At 57.9% G+C, this 22,385-nt stretch carries 23 protein-coding genes; 7 read left to right on the top strand and 16 right to left on the bottom strand.

The features are described 5' to 3' along the window. Complete coding sequence (locus GGE09_RS21740; RefSeq protein WP_309748222.1) at positions 1-1,185, bottom strand: amino acid aminotransferase; 1,185 nt, start codon at positions 1,183-1,185, stop codon at positions 1-3. Between the two features lie 20 nt (positions 1,186-1,205). Continuing rightward, positions 1,206-2,057 (bottom strand): 3-mercaptopyruvate sulfurtransferase, encoded by an 852-nt coding sequence (gene sseA / locus GGE09_RS21735; protein ID WP_309748221.1) that lies wholly within the window; start codon positions 2,055-2,057, stop codon positions 1,206-1,208. 329 nt (positions 2,058-2,386) lie between these two features. Between sseA and GGE09_RS21730 the strand changes: the two genes are divergently transcribed. Next, positions 2,387-2,593: a DUF6356 family protein gene (locus tag GGE09_RS21730; RefSeq protein WP_309748220.1), complete on the top strand. Its 207-nt coding sequence runs from the start codon at positions 2,387-2,389 to the stop codon at positions 2,591-2,593. 9 nt (positions 2,594-2,602) lie between these two features. Here the strand turns inward: GGE09_RS21730 and smpB are convergent, their stop codons facing one another. Genes smpB through dapA form a run of 3 tightly spaced genes read right to left on the bottom strand, consistent with a single transcriptional unit; the run spans position 2,603 to position 4,470 of the window. Further along, complete coding sequence (gene smpB / locus GGE09_RS21725; RefSeq protein WP_309748219.1) at positions 2,603-3,082, bottom strand: SsrA-binding protein SmpB; 480 nt, start codon at positions 3,080-3,082, stop codon at positions 2,603-2,605. Further along, positions 3,082-3,594 (bottom strand): ATP-binding protein, encoded by a 513-nt coding sequence (locus GGE09_RS21720; RefSeq protein ID WP_309748218.1) that lies wholly within the window; start codon positions 3,592-3,594, stop codon positions 3,082-3,084. Before GGE09_RS21720 ends, smpB begins: the two co-directional genes overlap by 1 nt. A 3-nt stretch (positions 3,595-3,597) precedes the next feature. Next, positions 3,598-4,470 (bottom strand): 4-hydroxy-tetrahydrodipicolinate synthase, encoded by an 873-nt coding sequence (gene dapA / locus GGE09_RS21715; protein ID WP_309748217.1) that lies wholly within the window; start codon positions 4,468-4,470, stop codon positions 3,598-3,600. 148 nt (positions 4,471-4,618) lie between these two features. Here dapA and GGE09_RS21710 point away from each other — a divergent pair, with 148 nt between their 5' ends. Beyond that, positions 4,619-6,568, top strand: a complete 1,950-nt coding sequence (locus GGE09_RS21710) for a lytic transglycosylase domain-containing protein (protein WP_309748216.1) — start codon at positions 4,619-4,621, stop codon at positions 6,566-6,568. Here GGE09_RS21710 and GGE09_RS21705 read toward each other — a convergent pair. Continuing rightward, entirely contained in the window at positions 6,555-7,448 is an 894-nt protein-coding gene (locus tag GGE09_RS21705) for a DMT family transporter (protein ID WP_309748215.1), read from the bottom strand. The two genes, GGE09_RS21710 and GGE09_RS21705, sit on opposite strands and share 14 nt — an antisense overlap. 4 nt (positions 7,449-7,452) lie before the next feature. Then, the gene (gene mnmD, locus GGE09_RS21700) at positions 7,453-8,136 is read right to left on the bottom strand and encodes a tRNA (5-methylaminomethyl-2-thiouridine)(34)-methyltransferase MnmD (RefSeq protein ID WP_309748214.1); all 684 of its coding nucleotides are present in this window, start codon (positions 8,134-8,136) and stop codon (positions 7,453-7,455) included. Between the two features lie 43 nt (positions 8,137-8,179). Between mnmD and GGE09_RS21695 the strand changes: the two genes are divergently transcribed. Further along, positions 8,180-9,259 carry an FAD-dependent oxidoreductase gene (locus GGE09_RS21695; protein WP_309748212.1) on the top strand — a complete coding sequence of 360 codons (1,080 nt, stop codon included), beginning with the start codon at positions 8,180-8,182 and terminating at the stop codon, positions 9,257-9,259. Between the two features lie 8 nt (positions 9,260-9,267). Here the strand turns inward: GGE09_RS21695 and GGE09_RS21690 are convergent, their stop codons facing one another. After that, the gene (locus tag GGE09_RS21690; protein WP_309748211.1) at positions 9,268-10,080 is read right to left on the bottom strand and encodes an acyl dehydratase; all 813 of its coding nucleotides are present in this window, start codon (positions 10,078-10,080) and stop codon (positions 9,268-9,270) included. A gap of 65 nt (positions 10,081-10,145) precedes the next feature. Between GGE09_RS21690 and GGE09_RS21685 the strand changes: the two genes are divergently transcribed. Both GGE09_RS21685 and GGE09_RS21680 read left to right on the top strand, forming a co-directional pair. Then, a complete protein-coding gene (locus GGE09_RS21685; RefSeq protein ID WP_309748210.1) occupies positions 10,146-10,547 on the top strand; it encodes a VOC family protein in 402 nt (133 codons plus the stop codon). Beyond that, entirely contained in the window at positions 10,540-11,292 is a 753-nt protein-coding gene (locus GGE09_RS21680) for a sulfite exporter TauE/SafE family protein (protein ID WP_309748209.1), read from the top strand. The genes GGE09_RS21685 and GGE09_RS21680 overlap by 8 nt, the downstream gene beginning before the upstream one ends. Positions 11,293-11,350: 58 nt before the next feature. Here the strand turns inward: GGE09_RS21680 and rnr are convergent, their stop codons facing one another. The 5 genes from rnr to GGE09_RS21655 all read right to left on the bottom strand — a co-directional run bounded on the left by rnr (position 11,351) and on the right by GGE09_RS21655 (position 16,487). Further along, positions 11,351-13,570 (bottom strand): ribonuclease R, encoded by a 2,220-nt coding sequence (gene rnr, locus GGE09_RS21675; RefSeq protein ID WP_309748208.1) that lies wholly within the window; start codon positions 13,568-13,570, stop codon positions 11,351-11,353. A gap of 65 nt (positions 13,571-13,635) precedes the next feature. Further along, positions 13,636-14,208 carry a TIGR04282 family arsenosugar biosynthesis glycosyltransferase gene (locus GGE09_RS21670; RefSeq protein ID WP_309748207.1) on the bottom strand — a complete coding sequence of 191 codons (573 nt, stop codon included), beginning with the start codon at positions 14,206-14,208 and terminating at the stop codon, positions 13,636-13,638. Next, positions 14,205-14,621, bottom strand: coding sequence for a GNAT family N-acetyltransferase (locus GGE09_RS21665; RefSeq protein WP_309748206.1), 417 nt, complete (start codon positions 14,619-14,621; stop codon positions 14,205-14,207). The genes GGE09_RS21670 and GGE09_RS21665 overlap by 4 nt, the downstream gene beginning before the upstream one ends. Further along, on the bottom strand, positions 14,621-15,772 hold the full coding sequence (dapE, locus tag GGE09_RS21660; RefSeq protein ID WP_309748205.1) for a succinyl-diaminopimelate desuccinylase: 1,152 nt from the start codon (positions 15,770-15,772) through the stop codon (positions 14,621-14,623). The genes GGE09_RS21665 and dapE overlap by 1 nt, the downstream gene beginning before the upstream one ends. Positions 15,773-15,824: 52 nt before the next feature. Next, a complete protein-coding gene (locus GGE09_RS21655; RefSeq protein WP_309748204.1) occupies positions 15,825-16,487 on the bottom strand; it encodes an RluA family pseudouridine synthase in 663 nt (220 codons plus the stop codon). 102 nt (positions 16,488-16,589) lie between these two features. Between GGE09_RS21655 and GGE09_RS21650 the strand changes: the two genes are divergently transcribed. Beyond that, positions 16,590-17,000: a nuclear transport factor 2 family protein gene (locus GGE09_RS21650; RefSeq protein WP_309748203.1), complete on the top strand. Its 411-nt coding sequence runs from the start codon at positions 16,590-16,592 to the stop codon at positions 16,998-17,000. A 92-nt stretch (positions 17,001-17,092) separates the two neighbouring features. Then, positions 17,093-18,568: a matrixin family metalloprotease gene (locus GGE09_RS21645; protein WP_309748202.1), complete on the top strand. Its 1,476-nt coding sequence runs from the start codon at positions 17,093-17,095 to the stop codon at positions 18,566-18,568. 45 nt (positions 18,569-18,613) lie between these two features. Here the strand turns inward: GGE09_RS21645 and GGE09_RS21640 are convergent, their stop codons facing one another. Genes GGE09_RS21640 through GGE09_RS21630 form a run of 3 tightly spaced genes read right to left on the bottom strand, consistent with a single transcriptional unit; the run spans position 18,614 to position 22,385 of the window. Then, positions 18,614-21,061, bottom strand: a complete 2,448-nt coding sequence (locus GGE09_RS21640; protein WP_309748201.1) for an FAD-dependent oxidoreductase — start codon at positions 21,059-21,061, stop codon at positions 18,614-18,616. Beyond that, the gene (locus GGE09_RS21635; RefSeq protein WP_309748200.1) at positions 21,058-21,516 is read right to left on the bottom strand and encodes a pyridoxamine 5'-phosphate oxidase family protein; all 459 of its coding nucleotides are present in this window, start codon (positions 21,514-21,516) and stop codon (positions 21,058-21,060) included. Before GGE09_RS21635 ends, GGE09_RS21640 begins: the two co-directional genes overlap by 4 nt. Next, a complete protein-coding gene (locus tag GGE09_RS21630) occupies positions 21,513-22,385 on the bottom strand; it encodes a homocysteine S-methyltransferase family protein (protein ID WP_309748199.1) in 873 nt (290 codons plus the stop codon). The genes GGE09_RS21635 and GGE09_RS21630 overlap by 4 nt, the downstream gene beginning before the upstream one ends.

Below are 22,385 nucleotides of genomic sequence, written 5' to 3'. Positions count from 1 at the left end.
TCAGCCGCCCACAGCAACAATCGCCTTGGCAAGGATCGGGATCACTTTATCCGACAGTCCCGCCACGTTGAACCGGCTGTCCCCAATCATATAGATCGCGTGATCCTCGCGCAGTTTGGCAACCTGTTCTTCGGACAGCCCCAAACGGGAAAACATGCCGCGGTGTTCCGCGATAAACCCGTAACGATCCGATCCGGTTTCCGTCCGCAACGCATCAGCCAGCTTTTGACGCAGGCCCAACATGCTGTTGCGCACCTCTTCCAGTTCCGCTTCCCAATCGGCCCGCAATTCAGGATCGTTCAGAACCATCGTCACCAGCCGCGCCCCGTGATCGGGTGGAAAGCTAAAATTCAGACGGTTCAGGCTCGACAACATGCCTTGGGTCAGCGCACTGCCTGCGGCATCTTTGGACACTGCAATCACCAGACCGCAGCGTTCACGGTAGATACCAAAATTCTTGGAGCAACTGGCCGAAATCAACAGTTCGGGGAATTTTTGCGCCAGCAGACGCACGCCGTAGGCATCCGCAACCAGACCATCACCAAAGCCCTGATAGGCGATATCCACAAACGGGATCGCACCCCGTTCCAGCAACAGATCCGCAACCTGCTGCCATTGGGTCTGGTTCAGGTTAGCGCCCGTCGGGTTGTGACAGCAACCATGCAGAATAACCACATCGCCCGCATTCACCTGACCCAAATCCGCCATCATACCCGCGAAATCCACAGTACGGGTTTCGTCATCCAGATAAGCATAGGTTTTCATCGGAATCCCCACACCTTTGACCATCGCAGGGTGGTTTGGCCAAGTCGGATCAGACATCCAGATCGTCGCGTGGGGCGAAGCCACTTTGATCAGCTCCAGAATCTGACGAATAGCCCCTGTTCCCCCCGGCGCATGGGCAAAAGACAGACGTTCGGCCGCAACAGTATCACCCAGAACCAGATCGGCCATCACCTTGTGAAAGCCCCCATCACCGATCAGCGCGGTGTAGCTTTTGGTGGTCTCGGCGTCCCACAACAGTTGTTCAGCCTTTTTCACCGCCCGCATGATCGGCGTGTTGCCGTTTGCGTCTTTATAAACGCCAACGCCAAGGTCGATCTTTTCAGGCCGCTCATCCGCGCGGAACATGCCGCTAAGCATGATGATTTTGTCAGGCGGTTGTTGTGTCAGGTTCTCTAGCATCTGCTGTCCTTAAGTGGGCCTTAGCCCTGTTCTACTTTCAAATCGTCGTAACTGCCCCATTCGGCCCATGATCCGTCATAAAGCGAATGGTCACGGTGGCCGATGATCTCTAGCGCCAGCGACAAAACCGCCGCTGTCACGCCAGACCCGCAAGTGGTGATCACAGGCCGTTTCAGGTCAACGCCCGCGTCTTCAAAGGTCGCGCGCAGGGCATCAGGGGTTTTCAGGGTATGATCCGCGTTCAACAGGGTTTTGAACGGAACGTTTTTGGAATTCGGGATATGGCCAGCCCGCAGGCCCTTGCGCGGCTCGGCAACCTCACCCCGAAAACGCTCGGCGGCGCGGGCGTCAACGATTTCTGCTTGATCCAATTTAGAGGCCAAAGCCACTTGTGTCACATCGCGCACCAATGTGGCGTTGCGCCGTGCAGTCATGTGGCGATCACGGATAAACGGCGGCAGGTCCTCGATCGGACGCCCCTCGGCCAGCCATTTCGGCAAGCCCCCATCCAGCACAGCCACATCCATCTGACCCATGTGGCGGAACAACCACCAGACGCGGGCCGCCGAAAACAGGCCTTCGCTGTCATACACAACCACGCGGTGCCCATCGCCAACCCCCAAAGCCCGCATACGAGACATGAATTTTTCAGTGGGCGGTGCCATATGGGGCAGGTCAGAATTGCTGTCGGACACATCGTCGATATCAAAGAACCGCGCACCTGGAATATGCGCCGCTTCATAGTTCGCCTTGGCGTCCCGAGGATCACCCGGCAAATAGGTCGTTGCATCCAGAATCCGCAAATCAGGCGCATCCAGATGCTGCGCCAGCCAATCGGTTGATACGATGGTTGATTGATCACTATGGGCCATAAAGTTACCTTTGCGCTGTTATCTTGGGATTATCGTTGCCTGCGGCAGGTTTCAAGTGTTGGCTTTGCATAAGAAAACAGTCCCCCGCATTTGCCAAGCGCTGTTTTGCGGCACAAGTGCATAAAATGACCACAGCGCAGTAAGCCGGATTGTGAACGCACGCCGTATTTATCGCAAGGTTTGAGCTGCTTGGATGATGTTTGTGTGGAAAATTTCAAACAATAATAGAATTATGCGGGAAATTTTTCCCACAAAACCCAAAAACTCATAAAACTTGGGACAACAGCCCGCACCCCAGCCGCTATCCTGATAAAAAAGGAGCCGACCCCATGATCGCAAAAATCTTCACCGACCATCCTGCCGCCGTAGACGAAACCTACACAGAGCATTTTGCCTTTGCCCTGCGGTTTTCCGCAACTTTGTTCGTCGCAGCAGGCGCGGCACTGGTGCATGCGATCATCCCGTGCCTGTGCGAAAAAACCGCCAGCACAAAGGTCGCCAAATTATACGCAAAAACCCACAATCGGGGCAGCTAGGGTCGCGCCCTAGCCATTGTCCCGCAACAGGCGGGACTTCTGCTTTTGCCAATCGCGTTTCTTTTCAGTCTCGCGCTTGTCAGCCTGACGTTTGCCCTTGGCGATGCCAATCAACAGCTTTGCCATGCCCTTATCGTTGAAATACAGCTTCAACGGCACAAGGGTCATACCCTGACGCCCGATGTTCTGCCACATCTTCGCCAGTTCGCGCTTTGACGCCAGCAATTTGCGGCGGCGGCGTTCTTCGTGGTTAAAGGTCTTGGCCTGCGCATAGGGCTGGATAGCGCTGTTCACCAGCCACAATTCCCCGTCTTCCACCGTGGCATAGCTTTCGGCGATATTGGCCGCGCCCAGCCGCAGGGATTTCACCTCTGATCCAAGCAGGATCATACCGCATTCGACAGTATCTTCGACGGCATAATCATAGCGCGCGCGGCGGTTTTCCGCGACGACTTTGTTATTTGGATCGGCTTTCTTCTTGGCGGCCATTACTCTGTTATCCTGACACCGTGAAGCCGGTGCATTTCTTCTGCGCTGGGGGGCTCCCACATGGCGTTTATGCCATCGAACATTTCACGGGTGACTTCGAATTGAAAGGTTTCAGCCTGTTCGGCGTTGCGCCGTAGCACCCGCTGCCAGCGTATTTCGGTTGGAACATCAACATAGTGTAATTGCGTGGAAAAACCATGCTCTTGCGCCCAGTTTTCAAAAATTCCCCGCTCATAACTGTTGGTCAGGCCACAGTCAAAGATCACAGGCACCCCAAGGGGCACCAGCTGTTCCGCCATCTTGCGCATTTGCAAACAATTGCGTTGGACCCGCTCATAGAACCATTCAAACCGCAACTCGGCCGGTTTGTCGGCATTGTGCAAACGCTGCATCCATTCATCAATGGCAAAACGCACCGCACGCAGGTCTTCGGCCAGACGGAAAGAATAAGTGGATTTGCCCGCGCCAGTGCACCCACATACAAGGTGTATGTCATATGTGGGTGTCTGCATGGTTTAGCTGATCAGCCCGGCGAACCGCATGGCTGCATCCATCTTTGCCTTGGTTTCATCCAGCAAAGGCGTCAGCGGCAGGCGCACATCCGGCGTGCAATGCCCCAGCCGGGACGTGCCGTATTTCGCGCCCACAAGGCCCGGCTCGGTAAAGACCGCATTGTGCAGCGGCATCAGTTTGTCCTGAATCTGCAAAGCAGTGGCGTAATCACCAGCCAGTGTCGCTTCTTGCAGTTGCGCACATAGTTTCGGGGCCACATTGGCTGTGACCGAAATACAGCCAACCCCGCCTTGGGCGTTGAACCCGTGGGCGGTGCCGTCTTCGCCTGACATCTGGATGAAATCCGTGCCGCAATGAATCCGCTGCGCACAAACCCGAGACAGATCGGCAGTGGCGTCTTTGACACCCACGATGAATTCCAGCTTAGCCAGTTGGCCCATGGTTTCAGGCACCATGTCAATCACACTGCGCGGCGGGATGTTATAGATGATGATCGGCAGGCCGACTTCATTCACCGCTTCGAAATGGGCGATCAACCCGCGTTGCGTGGGCTTGTTGTAATAGGGCGTCACCACCAGCGCACCATCCGCGCCGATGTCTTTGGCGTATTGGGTAAAACGCAGGGCCTCGGCGGTGTTGTTCGATCCCGCACCTGCAATCACAGGCACACGACCCGCCGCGGTTTCCACCACAACTTTGATCACATGTTCATGCTCTATATGGGTCAGGGTCGGGCTTTCGCCTGTTGTGCCCACAGGAACCAGCCCGTGCGTGCCCTCGGCAATGTGCCATTCGACCAGGTTTTTCAGCGCCTTATCGTCCACCTTACCGTCAATAAACGGGGTGATAAGCGCGACATAGGAACCTTTAAACATGGCTTGGCCTCCGGTAGGGGTTGGTTTGAGTCGGGTCCAATTAGCAGGGAAACCAGCGAAACGGAACGACGAAAAATTGAATTGCAACGCCGAGTGATTGAAATACTGTATCTGTGCGCTAAGTTTGTCGCAAAATTGGGGTTGTTTGATGCGGGTTTTGTTTGTTTTGGCGGTAACGTCTTGGGTTTGGGCGGCGTCACAGCCTGCTGTGGCACAAGACCAGACTGACAGCGACCGGATTGCGGCGGCTTTTGTGGCCATCACCGCCCGTGACTGGGAGGCAACAGACCAATACATCCGTGACATTACCGATCCCGCAGGCCGCGATCTGGTGACATGGCAGCGGCTGCGGCGCGGCAATGGCGACTGGACGGATTACGTCAGCTTCATCAACAGCCATCTGGACTGGCCCGGCCTGCAAAGCCTGCGTGAACAGGGCGAGGATACTATCCCCACAGACGCAAAACCATCCGACGTATTCGCCTATTTCGCACCACAGCCCCCCCAAACCGGAACCGGTTCCCTGCGGCTTGCAGCGGCCCTGTCCCAACTTGGCCAACCCAAAAATGCCCAGGCTGAAGCCGCCCGCGCATGGACAACAATGACCCTGTCCGAAGCCGAAGAAACCGCTCTGCTGAACCAGTACAAAGACAGCCTATCCGCCCATCACCCAGCCCGACTGGACATGCTGTTGTGGAACGGCAGCACAACAGCAGCCGCGCGGATGATTCCGCTGGTGTCCGGCGATTTGCAGAAACTGGCCAAGGCCCGTATCGCCCTGCAAAACTCTGAAAACGGCGTGGATGCGGCGATCAATGGAGTGCCTGCCAAACTGCGTATGGATGGCGGGCTGGCCTATGACCGCTTTATCTGGCGGGTCAAAAAATCCCGCTGGGACGACGCCCAAGCCCTGTTGGCCGAACAATCTGCTGATGTGAAAAATCTGGGTCGCCCCGAAAAATGGGCCAACCGCCGCCGCACCTATGCGCGGCGCGCCATGCGAATGGGCGACTTTGATCAGGCTTACTGGCTGGCCAGCCAGCACGGATTAACCGAGGGCGCAGATTACGCCGATCTGGAATGGGTCGCGGGGTATATCGCACTGGCAAAGCTGGATGCGCCCGAACAGGCCGCGATCCATTTCAAGAACCACTTTGATGCGGTGCAAACCCCCGTCAGTCTGGGGCGTGCGGGCTATTGGCAGGGCCGCGCAGCCGAGGCGATGAAAGACTTCGACGCCGCTGCGGATTTCTTTCGTCAGGGTGCCCAGAACCAGACCAGCTTTTACGGCCAATTGTCGGCAGAACGGATCGGCGCGGAACCTGACATGCAATTGGTTGGCCTGACCCCCGCCCCCGATTGGCGCGGCAGCGCATTGGCACAAACTGGCCCCGTGCGGGCAGGCATTTTGCTACACCAAGCGGATTCCCAATATCTGATGCGCTGGTTCCTGTCCCATGTGGCGGAAACCACCACTGAAACGGAAAGCGCCCAACTGGCGCAGCTGGCGCTGGATCTGGACCGCCCCTATGTGGCAATTGCCATCGCAAAAGAGGCCGCCGCCCGTGGCATCATCCTGCCTAGCGCCTATTTCCCCGTCACCGATCTGGCCGCGTTTTCAGGCCCCGTCGCCCCCGAGGTCGCCATGGCCATCGCGCGACGCGAAAGCGAGCTGAACCCCGAGGCTGTGTCCCCGGTAGGCGCTCGTGGTTTGATGCAGGTCATGCCCGCAACCGCACAACAAGTGGCCAAAGAAATCGACGTAGACTATTCCAAAAACCGCCTGACATCCGACTGGCAGTATAACGCCCAGCTTGGCACTGCTTATCTGGCTGGCTTGCTGGATCGGTATGACGGGTCGTTCATTCTGGCCTTTGCGGCCTATAACGCTGGCCCGAACCGCGCGGATCGTTGGATCAAAGACTACGGCGATCCCCGTGACGGCAGCATCGACCAGATCGACTGGATCGAACAAATCCCCTATCGCGAAACCCGCGATTACGTGATGCGGGTCAGTGAATCCCTGTTCGTCTATCGCATGCGCCTTAGTGGCACGGTCAAACCCCTGCGCCTGAGCAAAGACCTTATTGGCGGCTAGCTTTCAGCGCCGCACGGCGGGCTTTTTGTTCCCGCCACAAGGTGAATATCCCCGCAGACACAATCACAACCGCGCCAATGGCGGTGGATGCAGGCAGGCTTTCGTGAAAAATCAAAACCCCGATGAATGAAATAAACACCAGTTGCAAAAATGCGAACGGCTGCACCACACTGGCCTGCGCCATTTCATAGGCTTTGATCAGCAAATAATGCCCCAAAGCCCCCGTCACACACAGCACCGCCATCCAGATTTGATCGGTGGGGATCATCGGCTCCCAAAAGAACGGACCAATGGCCGTCATCACCACAAAACCGCCGATGGCCGTCCAGAAAAAGCTGGTCTCGGCACTGTCTTTGGCCGCGGCCATGCGGGTCATCAGGTGATAGATCGCAAATAGAAACGCCCCGAACAATGACACCAGCGACTGGATCGAGAACACTTTGAAGCCGGGTTGCAGAATGATCAGCATACCGACAAATCCAATGCCAATCGCCGCCCAACGCCGCCAGCCCACTTGCTCTTTCAGGAAGGGGCCTGACATGGCGGCGATCAACAGCGGATAGACCGCGAAAATGGCATGTGCCTCGATCAGACCCAGCAGGGTGAAGGACAGGATCGTCACCAGAATTTCAAACGCCAGCAACACACCGCGCATAAACTGGAATACAGGCTGTTCGGTGCGGGCGACCTCTAGCAGGCTGCCTGTGCGCATGCGCGACAGGGCCAGAACAAACAGCAAAAAGAACCAATAGCGGATCATGACGATCAGGAAAATATTATAGCTTTCGGCCAGATGGCGCGAAATGCCGTCCTGTGCGGCAAACACAAAAGTTGCCGCCACCATCAGCCAAATACCCGCGCGCGGATTGTCTTTTGTCATGGTCTTATCCGATTTCAAGGAACCCGCGGGACATATGCCGCTTGCGGCCGAACCCCGCGCCCCTTGTGACCTGAAATCCTGCCGATGCCAAGGCCCGACGCACATGGCCCGCGGCGGTATAAGTGGCAAAGCTGCCGCCATTTGCAGTATGGCTTGCCACTTGCGCCATTAAATCCGCCCCCCACATCTCGGGGTTTTTGGCAGGGGAAAACCCGTCCAGAAACCACGCATCCGCCTGCCCTGCCCAATTTGGCAAAGTCTGCCGTGCATCACCATAGATCACCCGCACTGACAGGGTCGGCGCATCCAGAATCCCCGCTGCCCCGTGCCAAAGCTGTGCAAACCGCGCGGCGTAGTCCTGTAATTCTGGCCATGCGGATTGGGCTTTGGTGATGTCTTCGGGGGCCATGGGAAACGCTTCAAAGCTGGTGAACTGCAAGGGGGTTGTCTGTCCTGCCTCCTCCCATGCCTTCCAAGCGCACAGCAGGTTCAATCCCGTCCCGAACCCCAGTTCCGCAATCCGAAAACCCGCCGCAAACCGCGTCGGCAGATCGTTGCCCGCCAGAAACACATGCCCCGTTTCGGCAATCCCGTCATCAAGTGAAAAATACGGGTCGTCAAACCGCCGCGCCACGGGGATTTTACCGTCCCGCCAGTCCAGCTGTGCATATTCATTCTGGTCGCTCATAACGGATTGCTTTAGGTCAGGCGCGTAACGAAAGGAAGCCGCAATGCAGGTAATCGTGGTCGGGGCTGGAATATGGGGATTGGCCAGCGCCTATGCTTGCGCTGCGCGCGGCGACAGTGTCACGGTCTATGACGCGGGCCTTGTGGGGTGCGGGGCCAGCGGCGGCATCGTCGGCGCACTTGCCCCTTTGGTGCCAGACCTTTGGACCCCGAAAAAGCAGTTCCAACTGGACTCACTGGACAGTGCAGCAGGCTTTTGGGGCGATGTGGATCGCCTGTCTGGGCAGACTTCGGGTTATGGCCGCATCGGGCGGCTGCAACCCATACAAACCGAACGGGCACTGGAACTAGCCCAAGCCCGCGCAGCGGAATCCAAAGACCTTTGGGGTAGAAAATACCACTGGACCTTGCAACCCCGCCCTGATGTGATTGCAGCAGATGCAGCCCCGTTTGGCGTGGTACACGATACTTTATCCGCGCGGATCTTCCCCGCCCAGGCCGCCGCGTCGCTGGCCAAAGCCTGCACAGCGCTTGGCGTAACAATCCACGAAAACCACCCCGTTGACGCGGTGCAATCCCGCCGGATCAGCGGCCCGTGGGGGCAAGCCAGCGCCGATGCCGTTATTATGTCCGCAGGTGCCGCAGGCTTTGCCCTGATCGACCCTTATGTGCCGCTGCACCCCGTCACTGGCGTAAAGGGTCAGGCTGCGCTGTTGGATGCCGATCTGACAGGACAGCCGCAAATCTATGCGGGCGGGGTCTATGTGATCCCTCATGCCAACGGCACTGTGGCAGTGGGGTCAACATCGGAAACCACATGGGCTGATCTGCAAACCGACGGGCAACTGGACACAGTAATCAGCCAAGCCCGCCACTTGGTGCCAGCCCTGCAAGACGCCCCCGTTTTACAACGCTGGGCGGGCTTGCGCCCCAAGGCCCGACGGCGCGATCCGATGGTGGGGGCCATCCCCGAACTGGATGGGGTTTATGCGGTGATGGGCGCGTTCAAGATCGGCTTTAGCCTTGCCCATAGTCTGGGGGATGTGATGGCGCGGATGATCCGTGACGAACCCTTCGACATTCCCGAAAGCTTCACCGTGGGGTGGCATATGGATGGGGGTTAGCGCCCCGTCTAACTGGCCTCTGCCGACATGCACATGCGCCCGTCCGGTCCACGTGCCCAAAGTTTCAACCCCTCCCCGTCAGGGCGGGCGCAGAAAGTAGCCTCTTCAAAGTCAAACAGCGGGGATGTGGCGCGAAACGAAAACGTTTTCAGCTCTCCCAACAGGCTTTGGCCCAGATTAACCAACATTTGCGCAAGGATCGGGCCGTGGACGATCAAACCCGCGTAGCCTTCGACCTGCATGGCATAATCGCGGTCATAATGAATGCGGTGGCCGTTGAAGGTCAGCGCCGAATAGCGGAACAAATCGGTGGCGGAAAAGCTGCGGCTTTGCCTGACCGTTTCATCCGTGGGCGCGGTGGGTGGCACGGGTTTTGGCGCATCGGCAGTGGCTTCTTCGCGGTAAAGCAACGACTGATCCTCGCTTAAACACACCTGACCGCTTTGCAGGACTTGATGCTGCAAGGTCACAACCGCCAGCCGCCCGCTGCGCGCCTGTTTTTCCGAAACATCAATGATTTTAGTAACTTTGGTCGCGGATGTACCCAGCAGGATCGGCGCATGAAATTGCAACGCACCGCCCGCCCACATGCGGCGTGGCAGACCCAGATTGGGAATGAAATCCCCCGTACGCGGATGCCCGTCACGGCCCAATCCCGCAGGGCGCAGCGCATCCCAGAAATAGATGTAATGCCAGAACGGGGGCAACGGATCGCCCGCGCCAAGGGCTGGCCCTGACAAATCAAGCGTGGCCTGCATTGCCACCGCACGTGCGGGGTCAAGCAGATCGGAAATTTCAGCGGTTCTACCAAGTGCGTTCATGGCCTATTCTTCGCCCGTTTCAATAGGTATAGGCAAGAGGGGGATTAACGAAAACGCGGGGGATCATGCCAAAACCAAGCCTGACAGGACTGGACCATCTGGTTCTGACTGTTCAAAATATCGACGCAAGTGTTGGTTTTTATACCCGCGCCCTTGGCATGACGGATGACCCGTTTATTGTGGCCGACGGATCAACCCGCCGCGCGCTGAAATTCGGCCCCCATAAGATCAACCTGCACCCTGCGGATGGTCCTTACCGCCCCCATGCAATGACACCGCTGCCCGGCACTGCCGACCTGTGTCTGCTGACCCAATCTCCGTTGACAGAGTGGGTGGCGCATCTGGATCGTGAAGGGATTGAAATTGAACAAGGCCCTGTACCCCGCACAGGCGCGCGCGGAAAAATCACCTCGCTGTATCTGCGCGATCCTGACCAAAACCTGATTGAGATTTCCACCTATGACTGACCTGTTTGCCTCGCTTGATATCAGCCTTGCCACCTGGTTCGCCTGTTTTTGCGCCGTCACTTTATCGTCTGGCGTGCAACGCCTGTCGGGACAAGCCTTTGGCATTGTCGCGGCCCCGTTGATCGCGCTGGTGGCCCCGCAATTCCTGCCCGCTGGCCTGCTACTGCTGGGGATTTCCGTGGGCTTGACCTCTACCGCGGTGGATATTTCGGCCATCGACAAAGCCGAGATTATCCCCGGTTTCTTTGGCCGCGCCCTTGGGGCCGTTTTGGCGGCTATGGTTGCGGCGCGAATTACGGATGTTTCCCTGATTGCGGGGCTGACGGGGTTGGTGGTGCTGGCAGGAATCGCGTTAAGCCTGTCTGGCCTTCGGGTTAAAATCCGCCCCCTGTCCCTGCTGCTGGCAGGCATCACGGCAGGGTTGATGGGCACAATCACCGCAGTTGGTGCGCCGCCTATGGCGCTGCTGTATCAACACGAACCCGCCAAACGCGCCCGTGCCATGCAGAACGCGTTTTTCTTTTGGGGGATGTGTGTGTCTGTGCTGGCGCTGGCGTGGCAAGGGCTGGTGACAGGGCGGCATCTGATCTTTGCCCTTTCGCTTATTCCTGCCATTGTACTGGGACTGTCCATATCCATGCCGCTGGCCAAACATATGGAACGGCGAACCTTGCGGCCTTATGCGTTGGGCCTGTCTGCCATTGCTGCCACCACGTTGATATTGCGGCTGGTTTTAACCGAATAGATGTCAGAAGCGCTCCGCGCGGGAGGTATTTAAGCTCTAAAGAAGCCGCGCGTAGGTGTTATCTTTTGCGCTTCCGGCTTTTGACAAATTTGCGTTTCTTGGTCGAGGTACGCCGCCCGCTATCGCCTTTGGGCATGGGTTTTCCGCCCACTTCGATCAGTTCCAGCAACAGCCCACCCGTGATCGGCGTGGCTTCGGCCAGACGCACGGTTGCCGGCATCCCAAGGGTGATGACGCGGCCTGAACGATCCCCGGTCAGGGATTTAGACTCGTCATTATAAACCCAATATTCCCGCCCGAGTGACGACAGCGGGATCATCCCGTCCGCCCCGCTTTCGTCCAGTTTCACAAACAGGCCAAAGCGGGCGATGCCAGACACACGGCCTGAAAATTCATTGCCCACCCGTTCGGACAGGAAAGCCGCCAGATAGCGATCTGTTGTGTCCCGTTCGGCCAGCATCGAACGCCGTTCGGTCTGGGAAATCCACTCGCCCGTGTCTTTCAGCGCGTCCATATCCTCAACCCGCAGCCCATCATCACCCCAGCCATGGGCCGAGATCAACGCGCGGTGTACGATCAGGTCGGCGTAGCGGCGAATGGGCGAGGTGAAATGGGCGTAGCGTTTCAGGTTTAGCCCGAAATGCCCGAAATTAACCGTGCCGTAATAGGCCTGCGTCATGGACCGCAGCACGGTCAGGTTGATGACCTCGGCGTCCTCGGTGCCAGCTGCGGCATTCAGCAATTTGTTCAGATGGGCGGTTTTCAACACCTGCCCTTTGGCCAGTTGCAAGCCGACACTATCTGCGGTTTCGCGCAGGGCTTCCAGCTTTTCGGGCGAGGGTTCTTCGTGGACGCGGTACAGAAACGGGCGCTGTTTCTGTTCCAGCGTTTCGGCCGCGCAAACATTGGCTGTGACCATGAATTCTTCGACCAGTTTATGGGCGTCGAAACGATCACGGAACGCCACGCTGGTGACGACACCTTCATCCGACAACACGATCTGGCGTTCTGGCAGGTCGAGGTTCAGGGGTTGGCGTTCATTACGTGCCTTGCTGGCGCTGGCATAGGCCGCAAACAGGTCTTTGATCGGACCTGCAAGCGGTTCGGTCGCGCTGTCATAGCGCCCCTCATGGGCGGCTTGCGCCTGTTCATACGACAAAGACGCAGGCGAGCGCATCAGCCCACGATGGAATTCATGGTGCAGCCGTTTACCTGCGGAGTTCAGCACGATGCGCACCGCCAGACAGGCGCGATCCACGCCTTCGTGCAGGGAACACAGATCGCCGGACAAAGCATCGGGCAGCATCGGCACAACACGGTCAGGGAAATAGCTGGAGTTGCCCCGCTTGCGTGCCTCGCGGTCCAGTTCAGAGCCGGAGCGCACGTAATGGGCCACATCTGCGATGGCGACCCAGACAATGTGGCCGCCTTCATTTTTGGGGTCTTCATCGGGAATCGCACAGATAGCGTCATCGTGGTCGCGGGCATCTGACGGGTCGATGGTGAACAGCGGCAGATCGCGCAGATCGGTGCGTGTGCCCAACGCCACAGGCTTGGCAGATTCAGCCTCCAGCACCACATCGTCAGGGAAATGATCGGGAATTCCGTGTTGATGAATTGCGATCAGGGAAATCGACTTTGGCGCCATCGGATCGCCCAGCCGTTCCACAATCCGCGCCTTGGCCAGCCCCGCGTGACGCTGTTTGCCGATCTGTTCGGCCTCGACCAATTCGCCGTCTTTGGCACCGCCAGCTTCCCCGCTAGGGACGATAAATTCGCGATCGGCTTTCTTGTCCACAGGCACCAAGCGGCCCCCTTCAGAGCCGATACGGTAAATCCCCAGCACCCGTTGCGGGCCAGACCCGATACGGCGGATCAGCCGTGCTTCGTATTTGAAATCAGGGTCACTTGACGGGGACAGCCGCAGCAAAACCTGATCGTTTGCACCAAGGGCCGGATCGCCTTTTTTGGGCAGGATCAGGGCACGCGGGCCTTCGCCCTCGCCGCTCCATTCCAGCGGTTTGGCCATCAGATCGCCGTTGGCGTCGGGGGGCAGAACCATCATCACCGACACAGGGGGCAATTCGCCCGCACCTGTGTAGCTGCGTTTCTTCTTTTCCAGATGACCCTCGGCGGTCAATTCTTTCAGAATCCGCTTCAGCTCGATCCGGTCGCTGCCTTTGATGCCAAAAGCCCGCGCCACGTCCCGCTTGGCCGATTTGCCGGGGTTGTCTTTGATCCAGTCAAGGACCTGTTCTTTGGTTGGTAATTGTTTCATGCCCCCCGATACCACGGGCCGCGGGAAAGGTCATTGGCAAAAAATCAAGGCAGATAAGCTATGTTTTAAAGGTCTGCGGCGGTGTCTACATCACGCAGATTTTGCAACAAGGCGCAGGACAGGCCACCCAATGTGTTTAACGTATCAGCGCGGGCAAATTCACTGCTCCACCGCACGTTATCAAACAACTGGCGCGGCACGGCGCAGGTGTTTTTCAGCCCGATCAGCCAATAGCCCCCGTCCGGTGCAGGGCCAATCACCGCGTCATGATTGCCCAGCGCCTTAAAGGCCTGCGCGATATGTTGGGGGCGAATGTCTGGAATATCCGCACCGATAATCAGCACCGGACCTTTGGGCGCATTGCGCAAGATCCGCGCCATGCGATCCCCCAGATCACCCCGCCCCTGCGCCTGTCGCGGCACATTTTCTGGCCAGATACGGCTGTTCAAACCTTCATGATCTGGCGCCACCGCCAACACCGTATGCCAGCGCGGATCAGCCGACAGCCGACGGATCAGGCGGCGGGTTTGATGGCGAAACCACCATGCGGCGCGGGTGTGGCCGATGTCTGCGCCAAGGCGGGTTTTCACACGCCCCGGATGGGGTTCTTTTACCATGATGTACAGTTGCGGCGTCACAGGCCCCGCTCCATCATGCGGTGGGGAATGCCTGCATCGTCAAACACATCGCCGTATGCCGCATAGCCCAAACGTTCGTAAAACGACACAGCCTGCGTCTGCGCCCCAAGGATCACCCGCGTGGCCCCTGTGGCGCGCGCCGCGTCATGACAGGCGTCGAGTATGGCGACGCCCACCGCCTTGCCGCGAAATTCAGGCAGCACACAGACGCGGCCGATTTTGGCCGTGGTGCCAAAGCCGATCACCCGTGCGCAGCCCACAGGGGTTTTGCCTTGGCGGGCAAGGATATGGACCGCTTCGGCGTCTTTGCCGTCTATTTCCTCGGCCTCGGGGACGTTTTGTTCCTCGATAAACACGGTGCGGCGCAGGGACAGGCAGGTGGCGAGGTCTTGGCTGGTTTCAACGATCAGCATCAGGCGAAATAATCCGTCAGGATGCGGGTGTAGATGGATTTCAACTGGCCGATTTGCGCCACGTCTACCCGTTCATCCACTTGGTGCATGGTTTTGCCCACAAGGCCGAATTCCACCACAGGGCAGTGGCTTTTGACAAACCGCGCGTCTGATGTGCCCCCCGATGTGGACAGTTCAGGTTCCACCCCTGTTTCCGCCTTTACCGATTTGGCGATCAAGGCCGACAACTCGCCCGGCGGGGTGAAAAAGCTTTCGCCCGAGACTTGGGTTTTCATATCAAATTCGATGTCGAACAGGCTGGAAACGCCTTCCATCTCGCGCGTTAACCAGTTGGTCAGGGCGGTTGACGTCCACGTATCATTAAAGCGGATATTCACCGTGGCGCGGCATTGGGCGGGGATCACGTTATTGGCGGGATTGCCCGTATCAATCGTAGTCACCGCAAGAGTCGTGGGGTCGAAATGTTCGGTGCCTTCATCCAACGAATGGGCCGCCAAAGTCGCCATCAGTTGCGCCATCGCGGGCAGCGGATTTTTGGCGCGGTGCGGATAGGCGGAATGGCCCTGCACGCCCGTTGCGGTGAAAAACGCAGACATGGACCCGCGCCGCCCGATTTTCATCATCTCGCCCATTTCATTCGGGCAGGTTGGTTCACCCACCAGACAGTGATCCATCCGCTCGCCCTGTGCGTCCATCCAGTCCAGCAGGGCCACGGTTCCGTCATGGGCCACGCCTTCTTCATCGCCGGTGATCGCCAGCACGATTGACCCGTCAGGGGGTGTTTCACGCACAAAATCAATCGCTGCCGCCGCAAAGGCCGCAACGCCAGATTTCATATCCGTTGCCCCCCGCCCGTACAGATACCCGTCCTTGATTTCCGCGCCGAACGGATCAACCGTCCAAGCAGCCACATCCCCCACAGGCACCACATCTGTATGGCCGTTAAACCCGAAGGTGCGCCCGTTTGCACCCTGCCCCCAGCGGGCGAACAGGTTTGAAACCTCGCCGCGATCCACCCGTGTGCAGGTAAATCCTGCCTCTGTTAGTACAGACTCCAGCAGCACCAAAGCGCCGCCTTCTATCGGGGTGACCGAGGCGCATTTTATCAGGTCTGCGGTCAGTTTTACGGGATCAATCGGGGCGTGGCTCATGGGGTGGTCTCCTTTGGCAACAGACCTACCCCCGCCGCCCGCTGGCATCAAGTCAGGGGGCGATAAAATCGCAAGGCGCTGTGACCGTCAACGGCTGTTGCGTTTCAGGATGTACACAGGTCAGTTCGGCGGCGTGCAGGTGCAGGCGATCCGACAGGCCCGCAACCGCCGCATCGGCGTAGAACAAATCGCCGACAATGGCATGGCCGATCCCCGCCATATGCACCCGCAACTGGTGACTGCGCCCCGTGATCGGGGTCAGTTCCACAAAACTGGTCTCTGCCGCACGGCGGATCACCCGCCAGTCGGTCTGCGAAGGCTTGCCCGCCGCGTCGATCTTTTGCAGCGGACGGTTCGGCCAGTCCCGCATCAAAGGGGCCGTGACCGTGCCGCTGTTACAGGCGGGGTGGCCCGTCACCTCGGCCAGATAGGTCTTGCGGGTGCTGCGCTGTTCAAACTGCCAGTTCAACGTCTTTTGTGCCGCTGGCGTTCTGGCAAATACCATCACACCCGATGTGTCCATATCCAACCGATGCACCAGCAGCACGGCGGGGTCGTCACCTTGCAAACGGGTCAGCAGGCAATCGCGGTGTTCCAGCAGGCGGCCCGGCACAGACAGCAGCCCTGCGGGTTTATCCACAAACAGCAGATCATCGTCGCGGTATAGAACCGCAATCGGGGCTGTGGGCGGGGCATATGTAAAAGGCGGGCGCATGCCCCGCCTTACAACCTGCCGCGCAAAAGGGAAAGTTGCGCAAGGTCAGTCTTGCCCGAACCCAATTATCCCCCCAAGCTGCCCCAAACGGAGGAGATCACCATGCACCCGACCATCGAAACGTTCAAAAAAGTCGCCAGCAAAGGGGATGAAGCAGGGCTGCTGACCATTCTGGCCGACACCGTCGAATTCCGCCCGCCCACCTATTTCGCCACATGGACCGGCAAAGAACCCGTTGCCGCTGTTCTGGGCCATGTGGGGCAGGTGTTTCAGGATTTCAAATACCGCCGCGTCATGGGCGAGGGCAAGGACTGGGCATTGGAATTTCAATGCAAGATCGGCGATCTGGACGCTGTAGGCGTCGATCTGCTGACGCTGGACGATGACGGACTGATTGCCAATTTTGAGGTGGTCATGCGCCCCTATAAATCCATCGGCGCGCTGAAAGATGCCATGATGCAGCGGGTCCAGACCGACGCCCGTTTTCTGGAATTCCGCAAAGCCCTAAGCTGACCGCTGCACCCTTTGTTACCCCATAAAACGGTTGATTCACAGGCATGGCCCCATTAGCTTTTGCCCGTTGTTTATCGTTTTATGGGGAAATTATGAACATTTCAGACGAAGTTCTTGCCTTGCTCGGCACAGATATCACCAACCGTTGGAATCTAGAGGCACCGCTTGGGACTTCGGTCGTCGTGACCTATAGTTTTCCCAGCAAACAAAACAGCTATGACACCCCTGACAAACCCGGTTTCGCAGGGTTCTCGGACAGCCATATCACCTATATCGAACAGGCGCTGACCACTTGGGGCAATGCCTCGGGGATAGATTTTGTGCGGGTGCCGGAAAAGATCGGCGGCGACATTCAACTGGCGATGTTCGATATGACGGGCTATGAGAATTCGGTCGGCAATCAAGTGTCCGGCTGGGGCTATTATCCGCAATACCGATACACTGAATTTGTCGATGACGCTTGGCTGCTGGAAAACACCCATCGCAATATTGGCGGCGATATTTTCCTGAACGCCAACTTTTATCAAGCGGATGCAAATTCCATGGCACCTGGTATTCGGGGGTATTCAATCCTGATCCACGAGATCGGCCATGCCATCGGATTGAAACACCCGTTTGAGGGCGATCCGGTCATTGATGATATCTATGACAGCGGTATTTACACTGTGATGTCCTACGACCGTTCCCGCTCGACCACCACCCTGGGCACCTTTGATATCGAAGCCACCCAGATCCTTTATGGAACCACGGATTTGCAGGCCCGTTGGGTCGGCCAATACCGCGCGGTAGAGCAGACCGGCACAAACAGCGGCGAGTGGCTTTTAGGGCGGGACATCAACGACATCGTCATCGCCAAAGGCGGCAATGATGTGATCCGCACGAAGGAAGGCAACGACCGTATCTACGACGGCTTTGGCAATGACACAGTGGATGCAGGGGCTGGCAAGGATTTCGTCTTTGCGGGCGCTGGCAAAGACAGCTTTGATGGCGGTGACGGGGTAGATACCCTGTCATATGAAACCGCCCGTGGCGTGACAGTGAACCTGACAACAGGGAATACAGGGCGCGGGGCAAAAGGGGATAGTGTCACCGGATTCGAAAAGCTGGAAGGCTCTGCCAAGGGCAAGGACAAACTGACCGGCACGGATGGTAAAAATACGCTGAAAGGCAATGGCGCCGATGACAGGCTGTTCGGGCTTGGTGGCCGCGATCAACTTGACGGCGGCAATGGCGCGGACCGTCTGTTTGGCGGCGCAGGTCACGACAAGCTGATTGGCGGGGCTGGCAAAGACAGGCTGTCCGGTGACGGCGGCAAGGATAAGCTTGAAGGGGGGAATGGCGCGGATGCCTTTGTCTTTGCACCCGATTTCGGCCGCGACACGATTCTGGATTTCGAAGATGACAAAGACAGCATCGACCTGTCCGGCTTCGGTTTCGGCTCGGTTCAAGAAGCCCTAGACCGTGCTATACAGAACGGCGATGATGTGGTCCTGAAATTCCCCGCCCGCACTGCGCTGACAATCCGCGACACGACGATTGATGCGCTGGCTGACGACCTGATCGTATAGCAGATCCGCAGGCACCCCGATTGCAGGATGCCCGTTTTGATACGGTTACGCTTTGGCCCGCTCCCCTTTGGGATCATACCAAGGCCGCGTGCTGGCCTCGGCGGCGAAACGTACGCCTGCGACTTCGATTTCATAGGCTGAGGCCAAAACCTGATCCAGCGTTTCGCCTTTGCACGGCACATAACCCATGCCGATGGCCGCCCCCAAGGTGTGACCATAGCTGCCCGACGACAGGAATCCGACGATTTCACCATCACGGATCACGGGTTCATTGTGATAGAGCAGCGGTTCGGGGTCTTGCAGGTGGAATTGCACCATGCGCCGGTCCAGCCCCGCCTCTTTCTTGCGCAACACTGCATCGCGGCCGATGAAATCAGGCTTGGCGGTTTTAACGGCAAACCCAAGCCCCGCTTCCAGCACGTGGTCTTCACAGGTGATGTCATGACCGAAATGGCGAAAGCCTTTTTCAAGGCGGCAACTGTCCATCATATGCATGCCGCACAGCTTTAGCCCCATGTCCTGCCCTGCCGCGTGTAGGGTTTCAAAGGCATGACCCGCCATATCGGAAGACACGTAAATCTCCCAGCCCAACTCGCCCACATAGGTCACGCGGTGCACCCGCGCCAGCCCCATGCCCAACTCAATATCTTGCGCCGTGCCAAAGGGGTTCACAGCATTGGAAAAATCATTGGGCGAGACTTTTTCCAGCAGCGCGCGGCTGTTTGGCCCCATCACCGCCAGCACGCCTTCGCCTGCTGTCACATCGGTGATCACCACGCGGAATTCACCGCGGTTGCGTTCCATCCATGTCTGATCTGCCAGCCGCGTGGCCGCAGGGGTGACCACCAGATAGACGGTTTCCGACAGGCGCGTGACTGTTACGTCAGCTTCGATCCCAGCGCTTTGGTTCAGGAATTGCGTGTAGACAATTTTGCCCACCGGAACAGAATAATCCCCGCCGCCAATATAGTTCAAAAACGCCTCGGCATCCGGCCCTTCGACGCGAATTTTGCCGAAAGAAGACATGTCATACATGCCGACGTTTTCGCGTACTGCCCGATGTTCCGCTGCGGAACATTCAAACCAGTTCTGCCGTTTCCACGAATACTCGTATTCCGCTTTCTGGCCTTCATTGGCGAACCAGTTGGCCCGTTCCCACCCTGCCAATTCTCCCATAACAGCGCCTTGTTCTAACAGGTGATGATGGAACGGCGTGCGCCGCACACCCCGTGCTGTGGCCTTTTGGCGAAAGGGGAAATGATCTGCATAGAGCAGCCCCAGCGTTTCTTTGGACCGTTCAAACAGATAGGTTTTATTGCCTTGAAACGGCTGCATCCGGCTGATGTCTACATCGCCCAGATCAAAGGGTTTTTGCCCCGCATCCATCCACTGGGCCAGCGCCATGCCCGCCCCGCCAGCGGATTGAATCCCGATAGAATTGAACCCCGCCGCGACCCAGACGTTATCCATTTCAGGGGCCAGACCCAAGTGATAGGCGTCATCGGGTGTAAAGGATTCAGGGCCGTTAAAGAACGTGTGAATCCCTGCCTCTGCCAGCAGGGGAACCCGCGCACAGGCGGCCTCTAGAATTGGTTCAAAATGATCGAAATCCTCGGGCAGTTGATCAAATTCAAAACTGTCAGGGATGCCTTTCATCCCCCAAGGCTTTGAATTCGGCTCAAACGCGCCCAGCAGATATTTTCCGGCATCTTCCTTGTAATAGGCGCATTCATCGGGCACCCGCAGCACGGGCATTTGGGTCAGACCCGCAATCGGCTCGGTCACAATGTAGAAATGTTCACAGGCGTGTAGCGGCACGTTGACCCCCGCCATTCGGCCGATTTCATGACCCCACATACCGCCGCAATTCACCACCATATCCGCTTTGATATGACCGCTGTCGCCGTCCTCGGCCACCCAATCAACACCCGTCACCCTGCGGCCCTGTTTGGATAGTCCCGTGACTTTGGTGCGTTCAATTACCTTGGCCCCGCCGTTGCGCGCACCTTTGGCCAGCGCCAGCGCGATATTGGCCGGATCGCCCTGCCCGTCCAGCGGCAACCAAACACCCGCTGTCACATCGCCCACGTTCAAATGTTCGTATTTTGCCTTTACCTCGGCGGGGGAAATTTCCTCGACCTCCACCCCGAAGGCCCGCGCCATACTGGCCTGACGAAAGATTTCCTCGCGGCGTTCCTCGGTCAGGGCCACGGTGATCGACCCCACCCGTTTGAACCCCGTGGCAACGCCTGTTTCGGCTTCCAGATTGCCATAAAGCTCCTGTGAATATTTCGCCAAACGGGTCATATTTGCCGTGGCCCGCAACTGCGCGATCAACCCCGCCGCGTGCCAAGTGGTGCCGCTGGTCAACTGCTTGCGTTCCAGCAGAACCACGTCTTTCCAGCCCAGTTTTGTCAGGTGATAGGCCACCGAACAGCCGATCACCCCCCCGCCGACAATCACCACACGGGCGTGTTCTGGTACGTTGCTCATGGGTAAAACTCCGCGAATTTGGTTTTATAGGTGGCGATCATTTCGGCTTCGGTTGCCCCGTCGTCATAAGGCGGCGTGGTCAGGGGTTTTGCCTCGCTCACAGGGATTTTTACGATCACATTGATCCGCGCAGCCAAGTCGCCCCACAGGGTTTCCCAATGGCCGATCAATGCTGCAAATTCATCCGTGCCACGGCGCACCATTTGCGCCTCGCCCCGGATGCGCACGCCTTTGCGGGTGAATTGATCGACAAAGTTCACCTCTAATTCAGGCATATTCGCCAGATTTGTGATGGTCTGGGGCGAGCGGATTTCACCAAAGGCGATGGTCTGGTCGTCCAGTACCACAAACGTCCCCTTGGGCGAGACATTGGGCCGCCCGCCCGCCGTGACCGTGGCGACAAATCCCAGACGCCACATTTCAATGGTTTTAATGGCAGATTTTGGCAGTTTCATCGGGCAAACCTCTGGCTGAGTTCGGCAATATGGGCGGGGCCAACTTCGCAGCAGCCCCCTATGATGGTGGCACCTTGGTCGACCCAAACGCTGGCGAAATCGGCGTATTCCTGTGGGCCAAGATCGGTTCGGGCGCTTAAACCATCTACAGTTCCGCCCGGTTGCAGGGCTGTGATTGAAGTGAACCCATTGGCATAAGCGCCAAATCGCAGGCCGGTTTGCGCGACCACTGGCAGGGCGGCGCTGATCGCCTCTGGAGCCGAGCAGTTCAGCAAAATAGCCGCCGCACCCAAATCTTTGACCGCCTCAAGCACCTGCTCCAACGGCTCGCCGGAACGCAGGGTGTTGCTGGCATCATCCGCCACAGACAGGCCCAACCAAACAGGCAAACCACTTTCCACCGAAGCCACACAGGCCGCCGTGGCTTCTGCGATAGAGGACATGGTTTCGCATTGCATCAGATCCACGTGGTCCTTTTGCACCGCTACAATCGCGCGGTAACGGCGCAGGTTATCGTCAAAATGCGGCGATAGATCGGGGCGGTAGGAAGCGCGCAGCGGCGGCAGACACCCGCCAATTTTGACGAAAGGATCAACGCTGTCCCGCGCTGCCTTGGCCAATGCAATCGCCTTGGCCTGTAAGGGTTCGAACCAGTCGGACTTGCCATCCCGCGCCAGCCGTTCAGGCGTCGCTGAATAATTGTTCAACGTGATAACCTGCGCCCCGGCCCTGATGAAATCTTCATGCACCGCTTGCACGATTTCAGGTTCATCCATCAGGACTTTGGCCGACCACATCGGATGCGCCGGAAAAGCCGAGCGGCGCAGCAATTCCTGACCCATGCCGCCGTCCAGAATGGTGAGTGTCAT

It is taken from the genome of Roseobacter sp. N2S (assembly GCF_031454055.1).
Taxonomy (GTDB): Bacteria; Pseudomonadota; Alphaproteobacteria; order Rhodobacterales; family Rhodobacteraceae; genus Amylibacter.
This window is presented reverse-complemented; position numbering and strand designations above follow the sequence as displayed.